We start from the raw sequence: 16278 nt of genomic DNA, 5'->3' as shown, positions 1-16278 counted from the left end.
GACTTTGCCGTGGGCATGTTGCCGTATCATTCCAACGCGGGAAATTGAGGCTACGATTGTAATGGAGTGCCGCGGCTTGCGTTTTCGGGAGCCGGGCACCCCTGCAGTGCGCAAAACACGCGGGGCAACCGATTGCCGTTCTGCCCGGCCCACCATCCTCAAAGCGTCTCGACGGGCAGCGCAAACACGTAGCCGACGCCGCGTTCAGTCAGGATGACGCTCGGGGCGCTGGGATCGGTCTCCAGTTTGCGGCGCAGGCGCAACACCTGCACGTCAATGCTGCGGTCGAATACATCTTCGTGGATGCGCGTCGCCTGCAGCAGGTATTCACGAGAGAGTGGCCGTTGCGGCGCATCGAGAAAGGCAATCAGCAGCGCATATTCACCCTTCGTTAGCGCGACCGGGACGCCGCTGGAATCACTGAGGCGCCGGCTGCGCCGATCGAGCTGCCAGTTCCCAAATCGGCTGCGGCCTCTTTCCGGATCCCGCTGGACCAACGTTTGTCCAGCTTCCCGCCGGCGCAGGACCGCCCGGATGCGCGCCAGAAGCTCCCTCAAACCGAAAGGCTTGGTGATGTAATCATCGGCGCCGAGTTCGAGGCCCACCACCCTGTCGATTTCGTCACGCCGATGACCGGTGGTAATGATCACGGGAACATCGGAGTGCGACCGGATTTCGCGGAGCAGATCGAGACCATCCTCCTGGCCAAGCCGCAGATCGAGTATCACGACGCTGGGCCCCTCATCGGCGAGCAGACCAGCCACCTCTCCTCGCCCGGACGCCGAGATGGCACGGATGTCGTGTTCTTCAAGGTAACTGACGACGAGGTGCCGCATGGTGCGGTCGTCTTCTACGACCAGGCACGTGGGCTGGCTGCGTTCGGTGGTGAGGTCTTGCTCTGACCGGCCAAGAGTTTCGACGCCGTTTCTCCCATGCCCGTTCAGTTCACCCCGCGCGGCCTGGCCTCCACGATTCGTCGCGGTCCTTTCAGCCATCATCCCGTTTCTCCGGCCCCCCTTACGGAGATATAGAGCACCCTATTCCGCACTGCAGAACACATATACGCGAGCGCGGCGCGGCAATTATTTGAATAGAGTTGATGATACTGCAGCTGGAGCCGCCGGCTAACCAACGTGCATTCGAGCGGCGTCATCTTGCTTCGATCGCCACGGATGGGGCGGCCGAAACGGGAGTGCCTGCCAATTACGCAGGCGCCTCATCTTATTGTTATGCGTCCGCCTTCAGGCAGATCACCTGATCCCCCGCGTCGTGTGCGTAGAGCCACTCGATCAACCCCGCGTGGCGCCGCAGAATGTTGCGTTGACTGATGACGCCCTTGTCCGTCAGTTCGCCGGTGTCGATGGAGAGCTTTTCCGTCAGGAAAGCGAAACGCAGCACACGCTGGGCGCTTCCGCCGGCTTCCGCTTTCAGGACCGCCAATTTGGCGCGCAACCGTTCCCGCACCGCCTTGTCCTCCGCAATCTCCGGCGTGGATGGAAGCCCCAGGACGGCGATGTAATCCCGGTTTTCCCCGGCGATCACCACATCGCGCAGCTCGGGCGTCAGATGTTGCAGGAGATGCGCCCTGAGGGCGCCGACGCGGACCCACGTGCCGGTGGCCAGCTTGAAGTCCTCGGCAAGGCGGCCGCCGTAGCGCAAGCCGGCTTGCCGGTTTCCGGGTTCCGCCCAGTCGAGCGCGTCACCGGTGCGCAAGAATCCATCCTCGTCGAAGGCGCCGCGGGTGAGATCGTCGCGGCGCCAATAGCCCGGCGTTACGGTTGGGCCTTGAACCCGCACTTCCAGCTTGCCGTCGACTGGCGCGAGCTTCAGCGTGACGCCTGGTGGCGGCAGGCCGACACAGCCGGCACGCGTCGCATCCGAATGGCGGTGGGCCGTGATCATGCCGGCCTCGGTCGAGCCCAGCAGCGTCATCCACGGAATGGGGACGCCAATCGTCTCGCGTGCAAGTTCATCGAAAGCGTCGCAGACATGCTGGGCGATGCTGGCCCCGGAATATTGCATGAACCGAACGCGGCTGAAGAAATTTTCCCGCAGCGCGCGATCGCGGCGCAACCAGGGAAGCAACTCCTCGTAACCTTTCGGCACATTCGAGTAGAGCAGCGGCGCAACCTCGCGCAAGTTGCGAACCGTCTTCTCGATTTGACCCGGCAGCGGCTTGCCATCATCGATATACAGACTTCCGCCGTTGAACAGTGCGAGACCAAAACTGACGGTACCGCCGAAGACGTGGTTCCAGGGCAGCCAGTCGACGAGCACAGGAGGCTCCTCCGCAAGCGCGGGGTATAACGCCAATGCGATCGGCATGACGCCGCACCACATCCGGTGCGTGCTGATGACGCCCTTCGGAATTCCGGTTGAGCCGGAGGTGAACAGCAGTTTGGCTAGGGTGTCGGGATTGACGGCCAGGGCAGCCGCCTCCAAGGCATCGGTCGGAGCGGTCGCGAGCAAGGCATCGAAAGGCGTCGCGTCACGGCCGGGATTGCCACGCACGATCACGACCTCGGCATCCGCTGGGGTGCTGGCAAGAAGCGCAGCCGCATAAAGGTCGCCGTCATCTGCGAACACGAGGCCCGGGTCCACTTGAGCGACAATCTCCCGCAGCCTGGCGAAATCGGTCGAAACCAACGAGTAGGCCGTCGACAGTGGCACGAACGGGATGCCCACGTGCAGACATCCGAGCGACAGCAGGCCGTGTTCGATTCCGTTGCCTGACAGGATCAGGACGAGCCGCGAGGCGGAGAGACCGCGATCGAGCAGGGCCTGGCCAATCGCGCGCGCCGCGTTGAGGGCTTCGCGGTAGGTCACGCTCCGCCAGCCCTCGCCGTCGCGGCCAGCGAGAAACACGCGATCGGGAGCGACCGCCGCCCAGTGCTCCAGTTGCTCCGTCAAGCGGTCGGGACAGGGGCCCGGCGCCGCCGCATTGCGCACGCGCAGGCTGCCGTCCGGAAGGGATTGGATGGTCACATTTCCCGGCGCCACCGGCGCCGGCCGGATTTCCGACTTCAGCATGGCTGGCCCTCCGCCGAGAGAGGGCCGGTTTTCGGGCCGCGCTTTTCGAGAAAGGCATTGATCCTGGCCTTGGCTTCGCCATCGTCCAGAGTGATCGAGGCCATCAGGCTTTCCGTCAGAAATCCGCCGTCCGGACCGGAACGTGCGATCCGCGGCAAGGCCTGCACGATGGCGAAATTGCTCAGCGTGGTGTTTGTCGCAATTCGCTCGGCCAGTTCGATGGCTTTGGTCAGTCCCTCTCCGTCATCGACAACGTATTGCGAAAAGCCAAGCGATGCCCCTTCCGCGGCGCTGTAGGTACGGCCGGTCAGCATCATGTCGATCATCCGGCTGGTGCCGATCAGGCGCGGGATGCGCACGGCACCGCCGCCGCCAACGAATATGCCGCGCGCGCTCTCGGGTAGAGCATAATACGCGCTGCGTTCGGCGACGCGAATATGTGCGGAGGCCGCAAGCTCCAGACCGCCTCCGATGACCGCGCCATGCAGTGCAGCGATCACCGGCAAACCGCCATTCTCGATCCAGTCGAATGCGCGGTGCCAGGCACGTGAATAGCGAACCCTGGCCAATGCGTGGTCCTCCACGGACGCGGAAAGATCCGCGCCAGCCGAAAAATGCTTTCCCTCTCCGTATACGATGATGGCGCGGGTCTCACGCGGCGGATCGCTGAAGAAGGATTCGATGCCGTTGATCGTCGCTTCATCCAGCGCATTTCTCTTGGCGGGGCGCGACAACCGCAACAGCGTCACCGGACCACGCCGGCTTACGCTAAGGCTGTCCGGCAGCACTGGCCTTCCGTAACGCCCGCTGCCCTCCGCGCGCACATCGCTTTGTAATCGGCCTGCGTTCTCTTGCCCTTCCCGCGCGGTCTGCAGCGGGCCATGATTCGGTTTCTCGATTCGACCGGCCGGATGAATCATAGCGAAGCTCTCCATCAGTTCTTGGTACCAAAGGGGGTTGCACGCGCGGTCGCGCGTTTGGCGCGCCTCCGGCTTCGAGGCCGAGTAAGATCCGTCAGCGTTGCGGGAGGATTGCCGGAAACGGTTATCGCGTTACACCTGTAACGTGCGGGAACCCAACGACGACCGGCGTAGCGTCCGCACCGCCGAGGCTACCGAGCGGTCGCTCACACGATCCGCTCGATCTGGACGCAGGGGCAGCCCATCTCGTAGACGAGGTCGACGATCGCGCGTGCTCGGTATGCTAGCGTTCCTTGAAGCGCGGCTTGCGGCGGCCGAGGAATGCCGCGACGCCCTCTTTGTGGTCCTCGCTGAAGCTTGCCAGCGCGAATTGGTCGAGGTCCATGTGGCTGGCGAGGTCGTCAAGCGCGTGCGCCAGCCGGTTGACGGTCAGTTTGGTCATGGCGACCGACAGCGGCGGTTGCGCCGCGACCTTCGCGGCGAGCGCCATCGCGGCATCGAAGGCATGGCCGGGATCGGCCACCTCTTCCACCAGGCCCCATTCATAGGCCTTGTCGGCCGAGATGCGCTGGTCGGCTAGGATCACCGCCTGCTTGGTGCGCGCCGGTCCGATCAGATGCAGCATGCGCGGGATGCTCTGCCAGCTCATGTTCATGCCAAGCCCGATCTCGGGTACCCGCAGATGCGCGTCTCGGCCCATGACGCGAAAGTCCAGCGCTACCGCCAGCGCCACCCCGCCGCCGACGCAAAAGCCTTCGATGGCGCCGATCGTGATCTGCTCCATCTCGTGCCAGGCGTGGGTCAGCCGCGGCCCGAGCTTGAGATGCCGGCGCAAGGTGCCGAGATCCATGTCCCGACGCGCGCGGCCCTCAGGATCCTTGAGGTCAAAGCCCGCGCTGAAGGCATCCTTGCCGCCGGTCAGCACCACGACCGAGGTGCCGGCATCGTCTTCGAAGCTGCGCGCGGCATCGGTGAGCTGGCGCAGCGCTTCCGGCGACAGCGCGTTGATGCCGTCGCCGCGGTCGAAGCGAACCACGGCGATGCGCCCCTCGGGCCCCTGGCCCTTTTCGATCGTCACGAAGTCCGCCACTGTCCGCGCTCCCAGAGTCCGCGCTCTCAGAACCTGTTCCCGGCAACGATACCGCACAAACGCCGTCTATCACCTTTCAGGAAGAAAGATTTCCACGACCTCGTACATCCCTGGATCGAACGTCGCTATCTTCAGCGCTTTCTCGAGCGCCGGTGCGGGGCCGGGATTTTGACGCATGGCTTCATAGTCTTCGACGCTCGCCCATTGCGCGTACATCGCTACTTTCTTGCCATCGATGCCGCGATGCAGGCTTGCCGAGATAAAGCCTTTGTGATGGCGGACATTGTGCTCGCTGACATCGATCAACAGCTCGATCAACTCGTCCTGCTTTTCCGGCGTTACCGTGAAAACGTTGATCAGCGTCACGGGCGTGCGACCTTTGGATATTGTGGGCATCGATCTTCCTCGAATGATTGGCCGACCTTTACCCACGGCTTTCGGAAATGAAAGCCGGGCGGTGGGTTGGGCGCCGCGATTGTTCCTCAAGACGGTGGCGATATCGCTGAAGCCGCTTTCAAATCCCGATTATCCGAAACCCGCAGGGAACATCTCGACATTGCCGGAATAATTCGCCTATCCTTGGCGCATGACCGATCACGACCACCATCATCACGACCACGACCATTCGGAACTGTCCGATACCGAATTGCGGGTGCGTGCGCTCGAAACCATCCTGACCGAAAAGGGTTATGTCGACCCCGCCGCGCTCGATCTTCTGATCGAGACCTACGAAACCAAGGTCGGGCCACGCAATGGCGCGCGGGTGGTGGCGCGCGCCTGGACCGATCCGGCCTATCGCGCGCGTCTCATCAAGGAAGCGACGCCGGCGATAGCGGAACTCGGCTATGCCGGGCGTCAGGGCGAGCACATCGTGGCGGTCGAGAACACCCCTGAGACTCACAACATGGTCGTGTGCACGCTGTGTTCCTGCTATCCGTGGCCGGTGCTGGGGCTGCCGCCCGTCTGGTACAAGTCGGCGCCCTATCGCTCCAAGGCGGTAAAGGACCCGCGCGGCGTGCTGCGCGATTTCGGCTACGAGCTGCCCGCGGGCACCGAGATCCGCGTCTGGGATTCGACCGCCGAAATCCGTTATCTCGTGCTGCCGATGCGACCCGCCGGCACCGAGGGCTGGAACGAGGAACGCTTGGCCTCCCTGGTCACCCGCGACAGCATGATCGGCACGGGATTACCGAAACAACCGCACGAGGTCGCCTGATGGACGGCGCGCATGATATGGGCGGTGTCGCCTGGTCGGTTCCGGTGCAGCCGGAACCGAACGAGCCGGTGTTTCACGCACCATGGGAGCGGCGCGCCTTCGCGCTGACGCTGGCGATGGCGATGCCCGGCGGCTGGAACATCGACATGTCGCGTTTCGCCCGCGAGGACCGTCCGCCCGCAGACTATCTCGGCATGAGCTATTACCAGATCTGGCTTGCGGGTCTCGAGCGGCTGATGCTGGAGCGTGGCCTCGTCGCGTCGGACGAAATCGAGGCTGCCAAAGCGCTACATCCGGCCAAACCGGTCGCGAAGACGCTGACCCGTGACGGCGTCGCGGCGATGCTGCATCGGGGCGGACCGACCGAACGCGAGGCCGGCAGTCCCGCTCGCTTCGCCGCTGGCGATCGCATTCGCGCCAGGGACATCCATCCGCCGACGCATACGCGGCTTCCCCACTATGTGCGCGGGCATATCGGCGTCGTGGAACGCGTGCTCGGCTGTCATGTCTTTCCCGACAGCAACTCCACCGGTGCCGGCGAAGACCCGCAATGGCTGTACACGGTGACGTTTGGCGGTCGCGAATTGTGGGGCGAGGCGTCCGATCCGAACCTGAAGGTCTCGGTCGACGCTTGGGAACCCTATCTGGGGCGCACCTGATGGCGCTTGATCCGCAAGCCGCTCACGCGGCGACCCGCGCTGTGCCCGGCATCCCCCATGACGCCGACGGCCCGGTGTTTCGCGAGCCCTGGGAAGCGCAGGCCTTTGCCATGGCGCTGGCGCTGCACGGGCGAGGATTGTTCAGCTGGAACGAATGGGCCCAAGCGCTCGCCGACGAAATCAAGCGCGCACAGGCAGTTGGAGATCCCGACAGCGGCGAGACCTATTACCGGCATTGGCTGGCTACGCTCGAAAAGCTGGTCGCAGCGAAGGGCGTGGCGTCTTCCGAAACCCTGCACCGCTACCGCGACGCCTGGGACCACGCCGCCGATCGCACGCCACACGGTTCGCCGATCGTGTTGCAACCAGCGGATTTTGCCGGTTAGGCAGCCGCCGCCGCATATTCCCGCCAGCCCTTGGCGCGCAACGCGCAGGCCGGGCATTCGCCGCAGCCATAGCCCCAGTCGTGCCGGGCGCCGCGTTCGCCGAGATAACAGGTGTGGGAGTGTTCGCGGATCAAATCGACCAGCCCTGCCCCGCCGAGTTCGTTGGCGAGCTTCCAGGTCGAGGCCTTGTCCAGCCACATCAGCGGCGTGTGCAATTGGAATTCCTTGTTCATGCCGAGATTGAGCGCTGTCTGCAGCGCGCGGATGGTCTCGTCGCGGCAATCGGGATAACCGGAATAATCGGTCTCGCACATGCCGCCGATGATGTGATCGATGCCGCGCCGGTAGGCCAGCGCAGCGGCAAACGTCAAGAACACCAGATTGCGGCCGGGGACAAAGGTGTTGGGCAGGCCATCCGCGCCGATCGCGATAGCGACATCGCGCGTCAGGGCGGTGTCGGAAATCTCGGCCAGGGTCGGAATCTTCAGGGTGTGGCTTTCGCCGAGTTTTGCGGCCCAATCGGTCCGCTGCGATTTGAAGCCATCGAGCAGCCGCTCGCGGCATTCAAGTTCGATGGCATGGCGTTGCCCGTAATCAAAGCCGAGCATTTCGACGCGCGCAAAGCGCTCCAGCGCCCAGGCAAGGCAGGTGGCGGAATCCTGTCCGCCGGAGAACAGCACCAGCGCGGTTTCGGATGACGGTCGTTCATTCATAGCCTGCCCATTAGCATTCATCGCTGCCCAGGCCAATCATTGAGCCAATCGGTGGAAATACCGGCCCCATCGGCTCGTTTCGCTGGGACCGTGGGGCATCTTGCGGCATATAGGTCCGATCTCCCGTTAGCCCCGGTGCGCCATGACCCCTTCCCGCGACATTTCACGCCTGCTCGAGATCATGGCGGCGCTGCGAACACCCGGCACCGGCTGCCCCTGGGATCTCGAACAGGATTTTGCGAGCATCGCGCCCTACACCATCGAGGAAGCCTATGAGGTCGTGGACGCCATCGCGCGCGGCGACCTCGACGATCTCAGGGAGGAACTCGGTGATCTCCTGCTGCAGGTGGTGTTTCACGCCCGTATGGCCGAGGAGCAACGTGCGTTTTCGTTCGGCGACGTGGTCGAGGCGATCACGCGCAAGATGATCCGGCGGCATCCGCACGTCTTCGCCGACGCGGACGGAAATCTGACGCCGTCCCATGTCAAGGAAGCGTGGGAGCGCATCAAGGCCGAAGAAAAGGCCGAACGCACAGCGCGGCGTCCGCCCGAGGAAACCGCGCCCAAATCGTTGCTGTCCGGCGTGAAGGCCGGACAACCCGCGCTGACGCGTGCGATGGAGTTGCAGCGGAAGGCCTCCAGCGTCGGCTTCGACTGGAACGACCCGCGCGCAGTGCTGCACAAGATCCGCGAGGAAGCTGACGAGATCGAGGCCGCGCTCGAAGGCGGCGACAGGCAAGAACTTGCCGGCGAAACCGGCGATCTCCTGTTCGCGCTGGTCAATCTGGCGCGCCACGTCGGCGCCGATCCGGAAGCCGCTTTGCGCGGCACCAACGCCAAATTCGAGCGCCGCTTTGCGCATATCGAGCGCGCGCTCGAATCGCAGGGGCGTACGCTGGAGGGTGCGTCGCTCGCCGAGATGGACGCGCTGTGGAACGAGGCGAAAGCGAAGGAGTAAGCGCTTTCAGCACGTCGCTCCCGCGCGAGGGGCACGACTAAACCGCGTGCGGCACGGCATCAAAACGGTTGACCACGATGTCCCGCTTGGTTTCGTCGACGCGGACGGTCATGTCGAAGCGGCCGTCGTGCAGCTCCTTGTTCAGCACTTCCGAATTGCGATGCAGCCAGCTGATGCCGGCGCCGTCGGAAGCGTCGATCGAAAGGTCAAGCGTTGTGCGTGTAGCCGCCAGCCGCCGTTCGATCGCGGCGAGCAGGTCGTCGATCCCCTCCCCGGTCTCGGCTGACACCAGAAAACATGGGCGCTCCGGCGGGCGGCGGGCGGCGATATTGGCCAGGTTCTCGCGGTCGTCGGCGTCGAAGCGGTCGATCTTGTTCCAGATTTCGAGAATCCGCTGTCCGGCATCCGGATCGATGCCGAGCTGGCGCAGCACGGTGTCGACGTCGCGCTGCTGCGCTTCGGTGTCCATATGCGAGATGTCGCGGACGTGGAGAATGACGTCGGCCTCCAGCACTTCCTCCAGCGTCGCGCGAAACGCCGCAACCAGCTGTGTTGGCAGGTTGGAAATAAACCCGACGGTGTCCGACAGCATGGCCTTGCCGCCGTGCGGGAGTTTTAGCGCGCGCAAGGTCGGGTCGAGCGTTGCGAACAGCATGTCGGCGGCCTGCACCTCGGCCCGGGTCAAGCGGTTGAACAGCGTCGATTTGCCGGCATTGGTGTAGCCAACCAGCGCCACCACCCGATACGGCACGCGCTGCCGGCCGGCACGATGCAGCCGCCGCGTGGCCTGAACCTTCTTGATCTCGTTCTCAAGACGCGTGATGCGCTCGCCGATCAGGCGGCGATCGGCCTCGATCTGGGTTTCGCCGGGACCCCCCATGAACCCAAAGCCGCCGCGCTGGCGTTCCAGATGGGTCCATGATCGCACCAGGCGCGAGCGCTGATAATTCAGATGCGCCAATTCGACCTGCAGCGCGCCCTCCTTGGTTTTGGCGCGGCGGCCGAAGATTTCGAGTATCAGCCCGGTGCGGTCGAGAACCTTGGTGCTCCAGGCCTTCTCGAGATTGCGCTGCTGGATCGGCGACAACGCACAATCCATCACCACCAATTCGATGTCGTGGCCGGTGACGAGGCCGACGATCTCCTCGACCTTGCCCTTGCCGAGATAGGTCGCGGGCCTGATCTGACTGACAGGCGCAATCACCGCATCCGCGATGGTCAGATCGATGGCGCGCGCCAAACCGACGGCTTCCTCGAGCCGCGCCTCCGTATCGCGCAGGATGTGGGTATCGCGGAGGATGTGCTGATCCGTCTGCGTCTCGGCATCGCCGCGGCGCATCCGCAAATAAGGGCCGATGACGATCACCCGCCCGGTAGCTTTACCCCCCGCCGACCGCGGACGGTCGGCACCCCCTTCGATCTCTCGGGGTTCCAATCAGATCACTCTCAAGCCGGCGCATCCTCGCCGCCCTCGAACAACTGGATCGGAGCGCCCGGCATGATGGTCGAGATCGCATGCTTGTATACAAGCTGCGAATGACCGTCGCGCCGCAACAGCAGACAGAAATTGTCGAACCAGGTGACAATGCCCTGCAGCTTCACTCCATTGACCAGAAAGATCGTCAGTGGCGTTTTGGTTTTGCGAACGTGATTAAGGAAGGTGTCCTGTAGGTTTTGTGCGCGGTCAGCCGCCATTGTTTTTATCCCGCAGTCTTGTTGGTTTCTTTTTTATTGAACCGGTTGCTGCTCTCTTTCGGAACGTCCCCCAGTTGCCGGCACTCCCCTGAGATCCCCCTCCGGGAGGCGCGGCGGCTTGATTAGAAGGCAGGTGCGGTTTTTAGGCAAGTCGGTTCGCGGAACACGGGCGTAATTCCCGGGAAAAGCCCAGAAAAGCGTCAATTTTCACATGCACGGGCATGAATATGTCGGCGAAACCGGCTCACCCCACCCCGAGCGCCTTGAGCTTGCGATGCAGCGCCGAACGCTCCATGCCGACGAATTCCGCCGTCCGCGAGATGTTGCCCGAGAAGCGGCTGATCTGGGCGATCAGGTAGTCCCGCTCGAACACCTCTCGCGCCTCACGCAGCGGCAAGCCCATAATATGCTCCCCGCTGTTGCTGGTCGGCATCGCCGGCACCATGGAGCCGACATCCTGCGGCAGCATATCCGCAGTGATGATCACTTCGGGACCTCCGCCGGCCAAAATCATGACGCGCTCGACATTGTTGCGAAGCTGCCGGACGTTTCCCGGCCAAACGTGGGACTGCAATACCGCCATTGCGTCCTGACCGATCTGGCGTCTCGGTAACCCGGTAGCGGCTGAAATCTGATCCATGAAATAGTCGATCAGTTCGGGAATGTCCTCGCGGCGCTCCGAGAGCGGCGGAACGCGAATCGGTACGACCGACAGCCGGTGATAGAGGTCCTCGCGGAACCGCCCTTCTGCGATCTCGTCCTCCAGATTGCGCGCCGTCGAGGAGATGATGCGAACGTCGACATTGACCTTGGCGGTGCCGCCGGAGCGCTGGAAGGTCTGATCGACCAGAACCCGCAGGATCTTGTTCTGGGTATCGCGCGGCATATCGCCGATTTCGTCGATGAAAAGGGTGCCGCTATGGGCTTCTTCCAGCGCACCGGCCTTGCGTTGGTGCTCGCCATTGGACTGTTCGACGCCAAACAGCTCGACTTCCATGCGCTCCGGCGTGATCGCCGCGGCGTTGATGACGACAAAGGGGCCCTCGGCGCGGCTCGACAGATTGTGCAGCGTACGCGCCGCCAGCTCCTTGCCCGCTCCGGAAGGACCGACGATCAGGATACGGCTATTGGCCTTGGCGGCCCGCTCGATGGTCTGGCGCAACTGATTCATGCAGGCGGAGCGCCCGGTCAGGATGCTCGCCGCCGGCGCCAATTGCTTGAGTTCCTTCACCTCGCGCTTCAGCCGCGAGGTCTCCAGTGCCCGCGTCGCCACCAGAATCAGCCGGTCGGATTTGAACGGCTTTTCGATGAAGTCGTAGGCGCCCCGCTTGATGGCGGCGACCGCGGTCTCGATATTGCCGTGTCCCGAGATCATCACGACCGGCAGATCGGGATGCTCACGCTTGATCTGCTCCAGCAACTGCAAGCCATCGAGCTTGCTGCCCTGCAGCCAGATATCGAGAAATACCAGATGCGGGCGGCGGTTGGCGATTTCGGCCAGCGCCGAATCGCTGTCGCGCGCGGTCCGGGTGGTGAATCCCTCATCGTCAAGAATGCCCGCGACCAGATCGCGAATATCTGCCTCGTCATCGACAATCAGAATATCACTTGCCATGGGTCACGCCTGTCATGTCAGTTGCCGCTTGCGGCTTCGATTTTTGTTTCATTGCTGGTCGCGCCTGATGTCCCGTCTGGATTAGTCGCGTCAGGGGAGCCCGTGGTTTCGGCAACCGGCATTTTTGTTTCGGGCCCGGCTTCCTTGCTATCGGCCTTCGCGTGGCCCGATACCGCAAAGCGCAGCCGCATCCAGGCGCCGCGCTGGCCCGGCCTGATGTCGGCGGCATCATGCAGTTCGATCCGGCCGCCATGGTCTTCCAGCACGCGGCCAACGATCGCCAATCCAAGGCCGGTGCCTTTTTCACGCGTCGTGACATAGGGTTCAAGCAGACGCGCCCGGCTCACCTTCGGCAGGCCGATCCCGTTGTCGACGACGTCGATCAGGATGTCATCGTTCTCGCGGGTCGCGATGACATCGATGCGACCCTTCTCCAACTCCTCCGCCGGCACCGCTTCGATGGCCTCCGCGGCGTTCTTGATGATGTTGGTCAGCGCCTGCGAAATCAGCCGCCGGTCGAACTGCGCCCGCAACGGGTCTTGCTTGATTTCGGCTTCGATGTCGATGTCGGGATGGCCGACCCGCATCAGGAATACCGCCTGGCGCACGGTGTCGGCGACGTCTTCGCCTTCGATCACGGGTTTCGGCATCCGCGCAAAGCGCGAGAATTCATCAACCATCCGCCTGATATCGTCAACCTGCCGCACGATGGTGTCCGTACATTGCTCGAAAATGGCCTTGTCCTCGGTGATCACCTTGCCGAATTTGCGGCGAATACGTTCAGCCGACAGTTGAATCGGGGTCAGCGGATTCTTGATCTCGTGCGCGATGCGGCGGGCAACGTCGGCCCACGCCGAGGTGCGCTGCGCCGACACCAGGTCGGTAATGTCGTCGAGCGTGATGATGTAGCTGTCGCGCGACTGGCTGGTCTGCTCGGCGCTGACGCGCACCGAAAGATTTCGCTCGTGGCCGTCGCGGAGAATCGTGATCTGGCCCTGCACCAGCCGCTGCGTGCCCTCGCGCGCCGTCTTCATCATGTCGTCGAGCTCGGGCAACACGTCCGACAGCGGATGACCCAGCGTCTCCGATTCGGCGTGCCCAATCAGCTTTTCGGCGGACCGGTTGAGGATGCCGACGCTTCCCGAGGCATCAACGCCGATGATGCCTGCGCTCGCCGACGACAGCACGGCCTCGATGAAGCGGCGCCGGCTGTCGATCAGGTCGCTGGCGTTGACCAGTTCGTCGCGCTGCGAGCGCAACTCCTGCGTCATCTTGTTGAAGGTCTCGCCGAGCTGGGCGAGATCTCCCTCCGACTTGTGCACCGGCACCTGCACATGCAGATCGCCGGTCGACACGATATTGGCCGCGCTCATCAGCCGCCGGATCGGCGTAACCAGCCAATTGGCAAAGTTCAGGCCGATCAGAACGGAGGCCATCAGGATGGTCAGTCCGATCACGGCAAACATCAGGGCGAGCGATACCTGCATGCCGAGGCGGCGCGACTCCAGTTCGGCATATTCGGCGACGCTGGCCTGCGTCTCGTTGACCTGCGCGACCACGTGCGGATCGAGCAGGCGCGCGACGTAGAGGAAGGTGTCGTTGAAGGCCCGCAGCCGGATCACGGCGGCGACGTAATTGCCTTCGGGAAACACGGAGATTTCGGGCTCGGTTTCCTTGACGTTGCTCAGGAAGTCCTGCGGCGGGACCGTGAAGTCCTGTTTGATGCCGGTCTGCGCCGACTCAAGAATATGGCGGTCCTTGTCGATCAGCATCGCGCCCGGCAGGTTGCGCGAGGCAGCGCTCGTCGTCAAAAGCTCGCGAAACGTGCCCCGATCCTGATCGTATAGCGGCCGGGCGTGCGAGATATCGTTGGCCATTCCCAGGATATCGCCGCGAATGAGTTCCGCATGCTCGTAGAGATATGCCCGTGCGACAGTCAGCGAGTTCTGGATCACCTCGCGCGTCGGGCCTGAAAACAGCCGATCGAAGCCCCGGTCGATGGTCACATTGGCGACGATCGCCACCAGCACGGCGGGCAAAACCGCAATCACGGAGAACAGCCCGACGATCTGGACGTGCAGCCGCGCGGCCGCCCGGCCCCGGCGACGGGCCTGCACCACCTGCCAGAGCTCGCGGACGATGATGCCGACCAGCAGCAGGATGATCGCTGCATTGATCAGCATGAAGGAAATGACGACGTCGCGGGTCGGCTCGATCCGGGTCAGGCCGGTGAGCACCACGAAGGTAAGCAGCGCCGACAACAGCGCGATGGCGACCACAAACGGCGCCACGAACCTCCAGAGGGAGCGCCCCTTGGATTCGGCAAATGAGGGTGCGAACGATGCGGCGGAGGTGTCTGCGCTGGTCATTCCGGCAAGGGGTGCGCTGAAGGCTTTACGTCCGCCGGTAGCGGACTGATGCATTCATATCACAATGTTGCCGAATTGCGACAATTCCGCGGCGCAGCGTACGGCTTCCACGTGCATTTGTTGCCCGCGGCTTCGCGCCACAGGATACCCTGCACCTTTCACACGCTTGGAGGCCGTCAGCTGCCGCTGCGGTAGACTTGGATGTCCAGATCGCGAATCTTCTTGCGCAGGGTGTTGCGGTTGAGCCCGAGCAGGTCGGCAGCGCGAATCTGGTTGCCCCGGGTCGCCGCCAGCGCGGCCGTGAGCAACGGCACCTCGATTTCCTTCAGAATCCGGTGATAGAGCCCCGGCGGCGGCACGCCGTTGGGGAACCCGGAGAAGTGCGACGACAGATAGGCCTCGACCGCGCCGCCGAGATTGTCGACGCCGTGCTGGACGCTGCCGCCCGAGGTGACCGCCGGCGGCGCCAGTTCGCCGTCGATGACCGAGCCGGTGATCACGTCCTGGGGATATAGCGCGGCCAGCCGGCGCGCGAGATTTTCGAGTTCGCGCACATTGCCCGGCCAGCGGTGCTGCTTCATGCGCTCCAGAGCCAGCGTATCCAGCTTCTTCGGAGGCAATCCGTCCTTCTCGGCCAACGCGAAGAAGTGCCGGATCAGATCGGGCAAATCCTCGATCCGCTCGCGCAACGGCGGCAGGCGCAGCGGCACCACATTCAGGCGGAAAAACAGATCCTCGCGGAACAGGCCCTGCTGGATCAGGATCCGCAGATCCTTGTTGCTGGCGGCGACGATGCGCACGTCGGTCTTGATCGGGGTACGGCCGCCGACCGTGGTGTATTCGCCCTGCTGCAATACCCGCAACAGGCGGGTCTGCGCCTCCATCGGCATGTCGCCGATTTCGTCGAGAAACAGCGTGCCGCCTTCGGCCTGCTCGAAGCGGCCGGAGGCGCGGGTATTGGCGCCGGTGAACGCGCCGCGCTCGTGGCCAAACAGTTCCGATTCGATGAGATCGCGCGGGATCGCGGCCATGTTGACAGCGACGAATGGACCGTTGCGGCGCTTGCCGTAGTCGTGCAACGCGCGCGCGACCAGCTCCTTGCCGGTGCCGGACTCGCCGGAAATCATCACCGTGAGGTCGGTCTGCATCAGCCGCGCCAGCACCCGGTAGATTTCCTGCATCGCCGGCGACCGTCCGACCAGCGGTATCGAATCGAACTCGGATTCATCGACCTGGTTGGCCACCCGCTCCTTCGGCTCGGCCAGCGCGCGGCCGACGATGGCGATCAGCTCCTTGAGGTCGAACGGCTTCGGCAGATATTCATAGGCGCCGCGTTCAGACGCGCGGATCGCGGTCATGAAGGTATTTTGCGCGCTCATCACGATGACGGGAAGATTCGGCCGCATCTTCTTGATCCGCGGCAACAGGTCGAACGCGTTCTCGTCGGGCATCACCACGTCGGTGATAACCAGATCGCCCTCGCCCTGGCTGACCCAGCGCCACAGCGTGGCCGCGTTCCCTGTCAGCCGCACCTCGTATCCGGCGCGTGAAAGAGCCTGATTCAGAACCGTACGGATCGCCGTGTCATCATCGGCGACAAGTATGCTACCTGCGGGCATAGTTCTTG

15 protein-coding genes are annotated in these 16278 nt (G+C 63.6%); 4 read left to right on the top strand and 11 right to left on the bottom strand.

The features are described 5' to 3' along the window. Positions 1–158: 158 nt before the first annotated feature. The 5 genes from B5525_RS31090 to B5525_RS31070 form a co-directional block, all read right to left on the bottom strand. Positions 159–836, bottom strand: coding sequence for a response regulator (locus B5525_RS31090; protein ID WP_244568101.1), 678 nt, complete (start codon positions 834–836; stop codon positions 159–161). Between the two features lie 391 nt (positions 837–1227). After that, a complete protein-coding gene (locus tag B5525_RS31085; protein ID WP_079569449.1) occupies positions 1228–3030 on the bottom strand; it encodes a feruloyl-CoA synthase in 1803 nt (600 codons plus the stop codon). Further along, complete coding sequence (locus tag B5525_RS31080; protein ID WP_244567647.1) at positions 3024–3818, bottom strand: crotonase/enoyl-CoA hydratase family protein; 795 nt, start codon at positions 3816–3818, stop codon at positions 3024–3026. The genes B5525_RS31085 and B5525_RS31080 overlap by 7 nt, the downstream gene beginning before the upstream one ends. A 415-nt stretch (positions 3819–4233) precedes the next feature. Continuing rightward, a complete protein-coding gene (locus B5525_RS31075; RefSeq protein ID WP_079569447.1) occupies positions 4234–5040 on the bottom strand; it encodes an enoyl-CoA hydratase/isomerase family protein in 807 nt (268 codons plus the stop codon). Between the two features lie 69 nt (positions 5041–5109). Further along, positions 5110–5406 carry an antibiotic biosynthesis monooxygenase family protein gene (locus tag B5525_RS31070; protein WP_244567646.1) on the bottom strand — a complete coding sequence of 99 codons (297 nt, stop codon included), beginning with the start codon at positions 5404–5406 and terminating at the stop codon, positions 5110–5112. Positions 5407–5626: 220 nt separating this feature from the next. On the opposite strand from B5525_RS31070, the gene nthA reads away from it, so the two are divergent. The 3 genes from nthA to B5525_RS31055 are packed head-to-tail and all read left to right on the top strand — an operon-like array spanning position 5627 to position 7301. Further along, entirely contained in the window at positions 5627–6256 is a 630-nt protein-coding gene (gene nthA / locus B5525_RS31065) for a nitrile hydratase subunit alpha (protein ID WP_079569444.1), read from the top strand. After that, positions 6256–6915 (top strand): nitrile hydratase subunit beta, encoded by a 660-nt coding sequence (gene nthB, locus B5525_RS31060; protein ID WP_079569442.1) that lies wholly within the window; start codon positions 6256–6258, stop codon positions 6913–6915. Before nthA ends, nthB begins: the two co-directional genes overlap by 1 nt. Next, positions 6915–7301 (top strand): nitrile hydratase accessory protein, encoded by a 387-nt coding sequence (locus tag B5525_RS31055; RefSeq protein ID WP_079569441.1) that lies wholly within the window; start codon positions 6915–6917, stop codon positions 7299–7301. Before nthB ends, B5525_RS31055 begins: the two co-directional genes overlap by 1 nt. Here B5525_RS31055 and queC read toward each other — a convergent pair. Next, a complete protein-coding gene (queC, locus tag B5525_RS31050; protein WP_079569439.1) occupies positions 7298–8014 on the bottom strand; it encodes a 7-cyano-7-deazaguanine synthase QueC in 717 nt (238 codons plus the stop codon). The two genes, B5525_RS31055 and queC, sit on opposite strands and share 4 nt — an antisense overlap. 142 nt (positions 8015–8156) lie before the next feature. Here queC and mazG point away from each other — a divergent pair, with 142 nt between their 5' ends. Continuing rightward, positions 8157–8972: a nucleoside triphosphate pyrophosphohydrolase gene (gene mazG / locus B5525_RS31045; protein WP_079569438.1), complete on the top strand. Its 816-nt coding sequence runs from the start codon at positions 8157–8159 to the stop codon at positions 8970–8972. Positions 8973–9009: 37 nt separating this feature from the next. Here the strand turns inward: mazG and hflX are convergent, their stop codons facing one another. The 5 genes from hflX to ntrC form a co-directional block, all read right to left on the bottom strand. Beyond that, a complete protein-coding gene (gene hflX / locus B5525_RS31040) occupies positions 9010–10407 on the bottom strand; it encodes a GTPase HflX (protein ID WP_079569436.1) in 1398 nt (465 codons plus the stop codon). 11 nt (positions 10408–10418) lie between these two features. Continuing rightward, a complete protein-coding gene (gene hfq, locus B5525_RS31035) occupies positions 10419–10667 on the bottom strand; it encodes an RNA chaperone Hfq (protein WP_006020546.1) in 249 nt (82 codons plus the stop codon). 244 nt (positions 10668–10911) lie between these two features. After that, positions 10912–12282, bottom strand: coding sequence for a sigma-54-dependent transcriptional regulator (locus tag B5525_RS31030; protein WP_079569434.1), 1371 nt, complete (start codon positions 12280–12282; stop codon positions 10912–10914). A gap of 17 nt (positions 12283–12299) precedes the next feature. Further along, positions 12300–14651: a sensor histidine kinase NtrY-like gene (locus B5525_RS31025; protein ID WP_079569433.1), complete on the bottom strand. Its 2352-nt coding sequence runs from the start codon at positions 14649–14651 to the stop codon at positions 12300–12302. A 176-nt stretch (positions 14652–14827) separates the two neighbouring features. Next, complete coding sequence (ntrC, locus tag B5525_RS31020; protein ID WP_079569431.1) at positions 14828–16270, bottom strand: nitrogen regulation protein NR(I); 1443 nt, start codon at positions 16268–16270, stop codon at positions 14828–14830. Between the last annotated feature and the right edge of the window lie 8 nt (positions 16271–16278).

Source organism: Bradyrhizobium erythrophlei (genome assembly GCF_900129505.1).
In the GTDB taxonomy this organism is placed as follows: domain Bacteria; phylum Pseudomonadota; class Alphaproteobacteria; order Rhizobiales; family Xanthobacteraceae; genus Bradyrhizobium; species Bradyrhizobium erythrophlei_D.
This window is presented reverse-complemented; position numbering and strand designations above follow the sequence as displayed.

Coding starts and splice junctions, on each gene's coding strand:
- B5525_RS31085 (WP_079569449.1), bottom strand. CDS start 3,030: ATGCTGAAGTCGGAAATCCGGCCGGCGCCGGTGGCGCCGGGAAATGTG.
- mazG (WP_079569438.1), top strand. CDS start 8,157: ATGACCCCTTCCCGCGACATTTCACGCCTGCTCGAGATCATGGCGGCG.
- ntrC (WP_079569431.1), bottom strand. CDS start 16,270: ATGCCCGCAGGTAGCATACTTGTCGCCGATGATGACACGGCGATCCGT.
- queC (WP_079569439.1), bottom strand. CDS start 8,014: ATGAATGAACGACCGTCATCCGAAACCGCGCTGGTGCTGTTCTCCGGC.
- B5525_RS31090 (WP_244568101.1), bottom strand. CDS start 836: ATGCGGCACCTCGTCGTCAGTTACCTTGAAGAACACGACATCCGTGCC.
- nthB (WP_079569442.1), top strand. CDS start 6,256: ATGGACGGCGCGCATGATATGGGCGGTGTCGCCTGGTCGGTTCCGGTG.
- B5525_RS31030 (WP_079569434.1), bottom strand. CDS start 12,282: ATGGCAAGTGATATTCTGATTGTCGATGACGAGGCAGATATTCGCGAT.
- B5525_RS31025 (WP_079569433.1), bottom strand. CDS start 14,651: ATGACCAGCGCAGACACCTCCGCCGCATCGTTCGCACCCTCATTTGCC.
- B5525_RS31055 (WP_079569441.1), top strand. CDS start 6,915: ATGGCGCTTGATCCGCAAGCCGCTCACGCGGCGACCCGCGCTGTGCCC.
- nthA (WP_079569444.1), top strand. CDS start 5,627: ATGACCGATCACGACCACCATCATCACGACCACGACCATTCGGAACTG.
- hfq (WP_006020546.1), bottom strand. CDS start 10,667: ATGGCGGCTGACCGCGCACAAAACCTACAGGACACCTTCCTTAATCAC.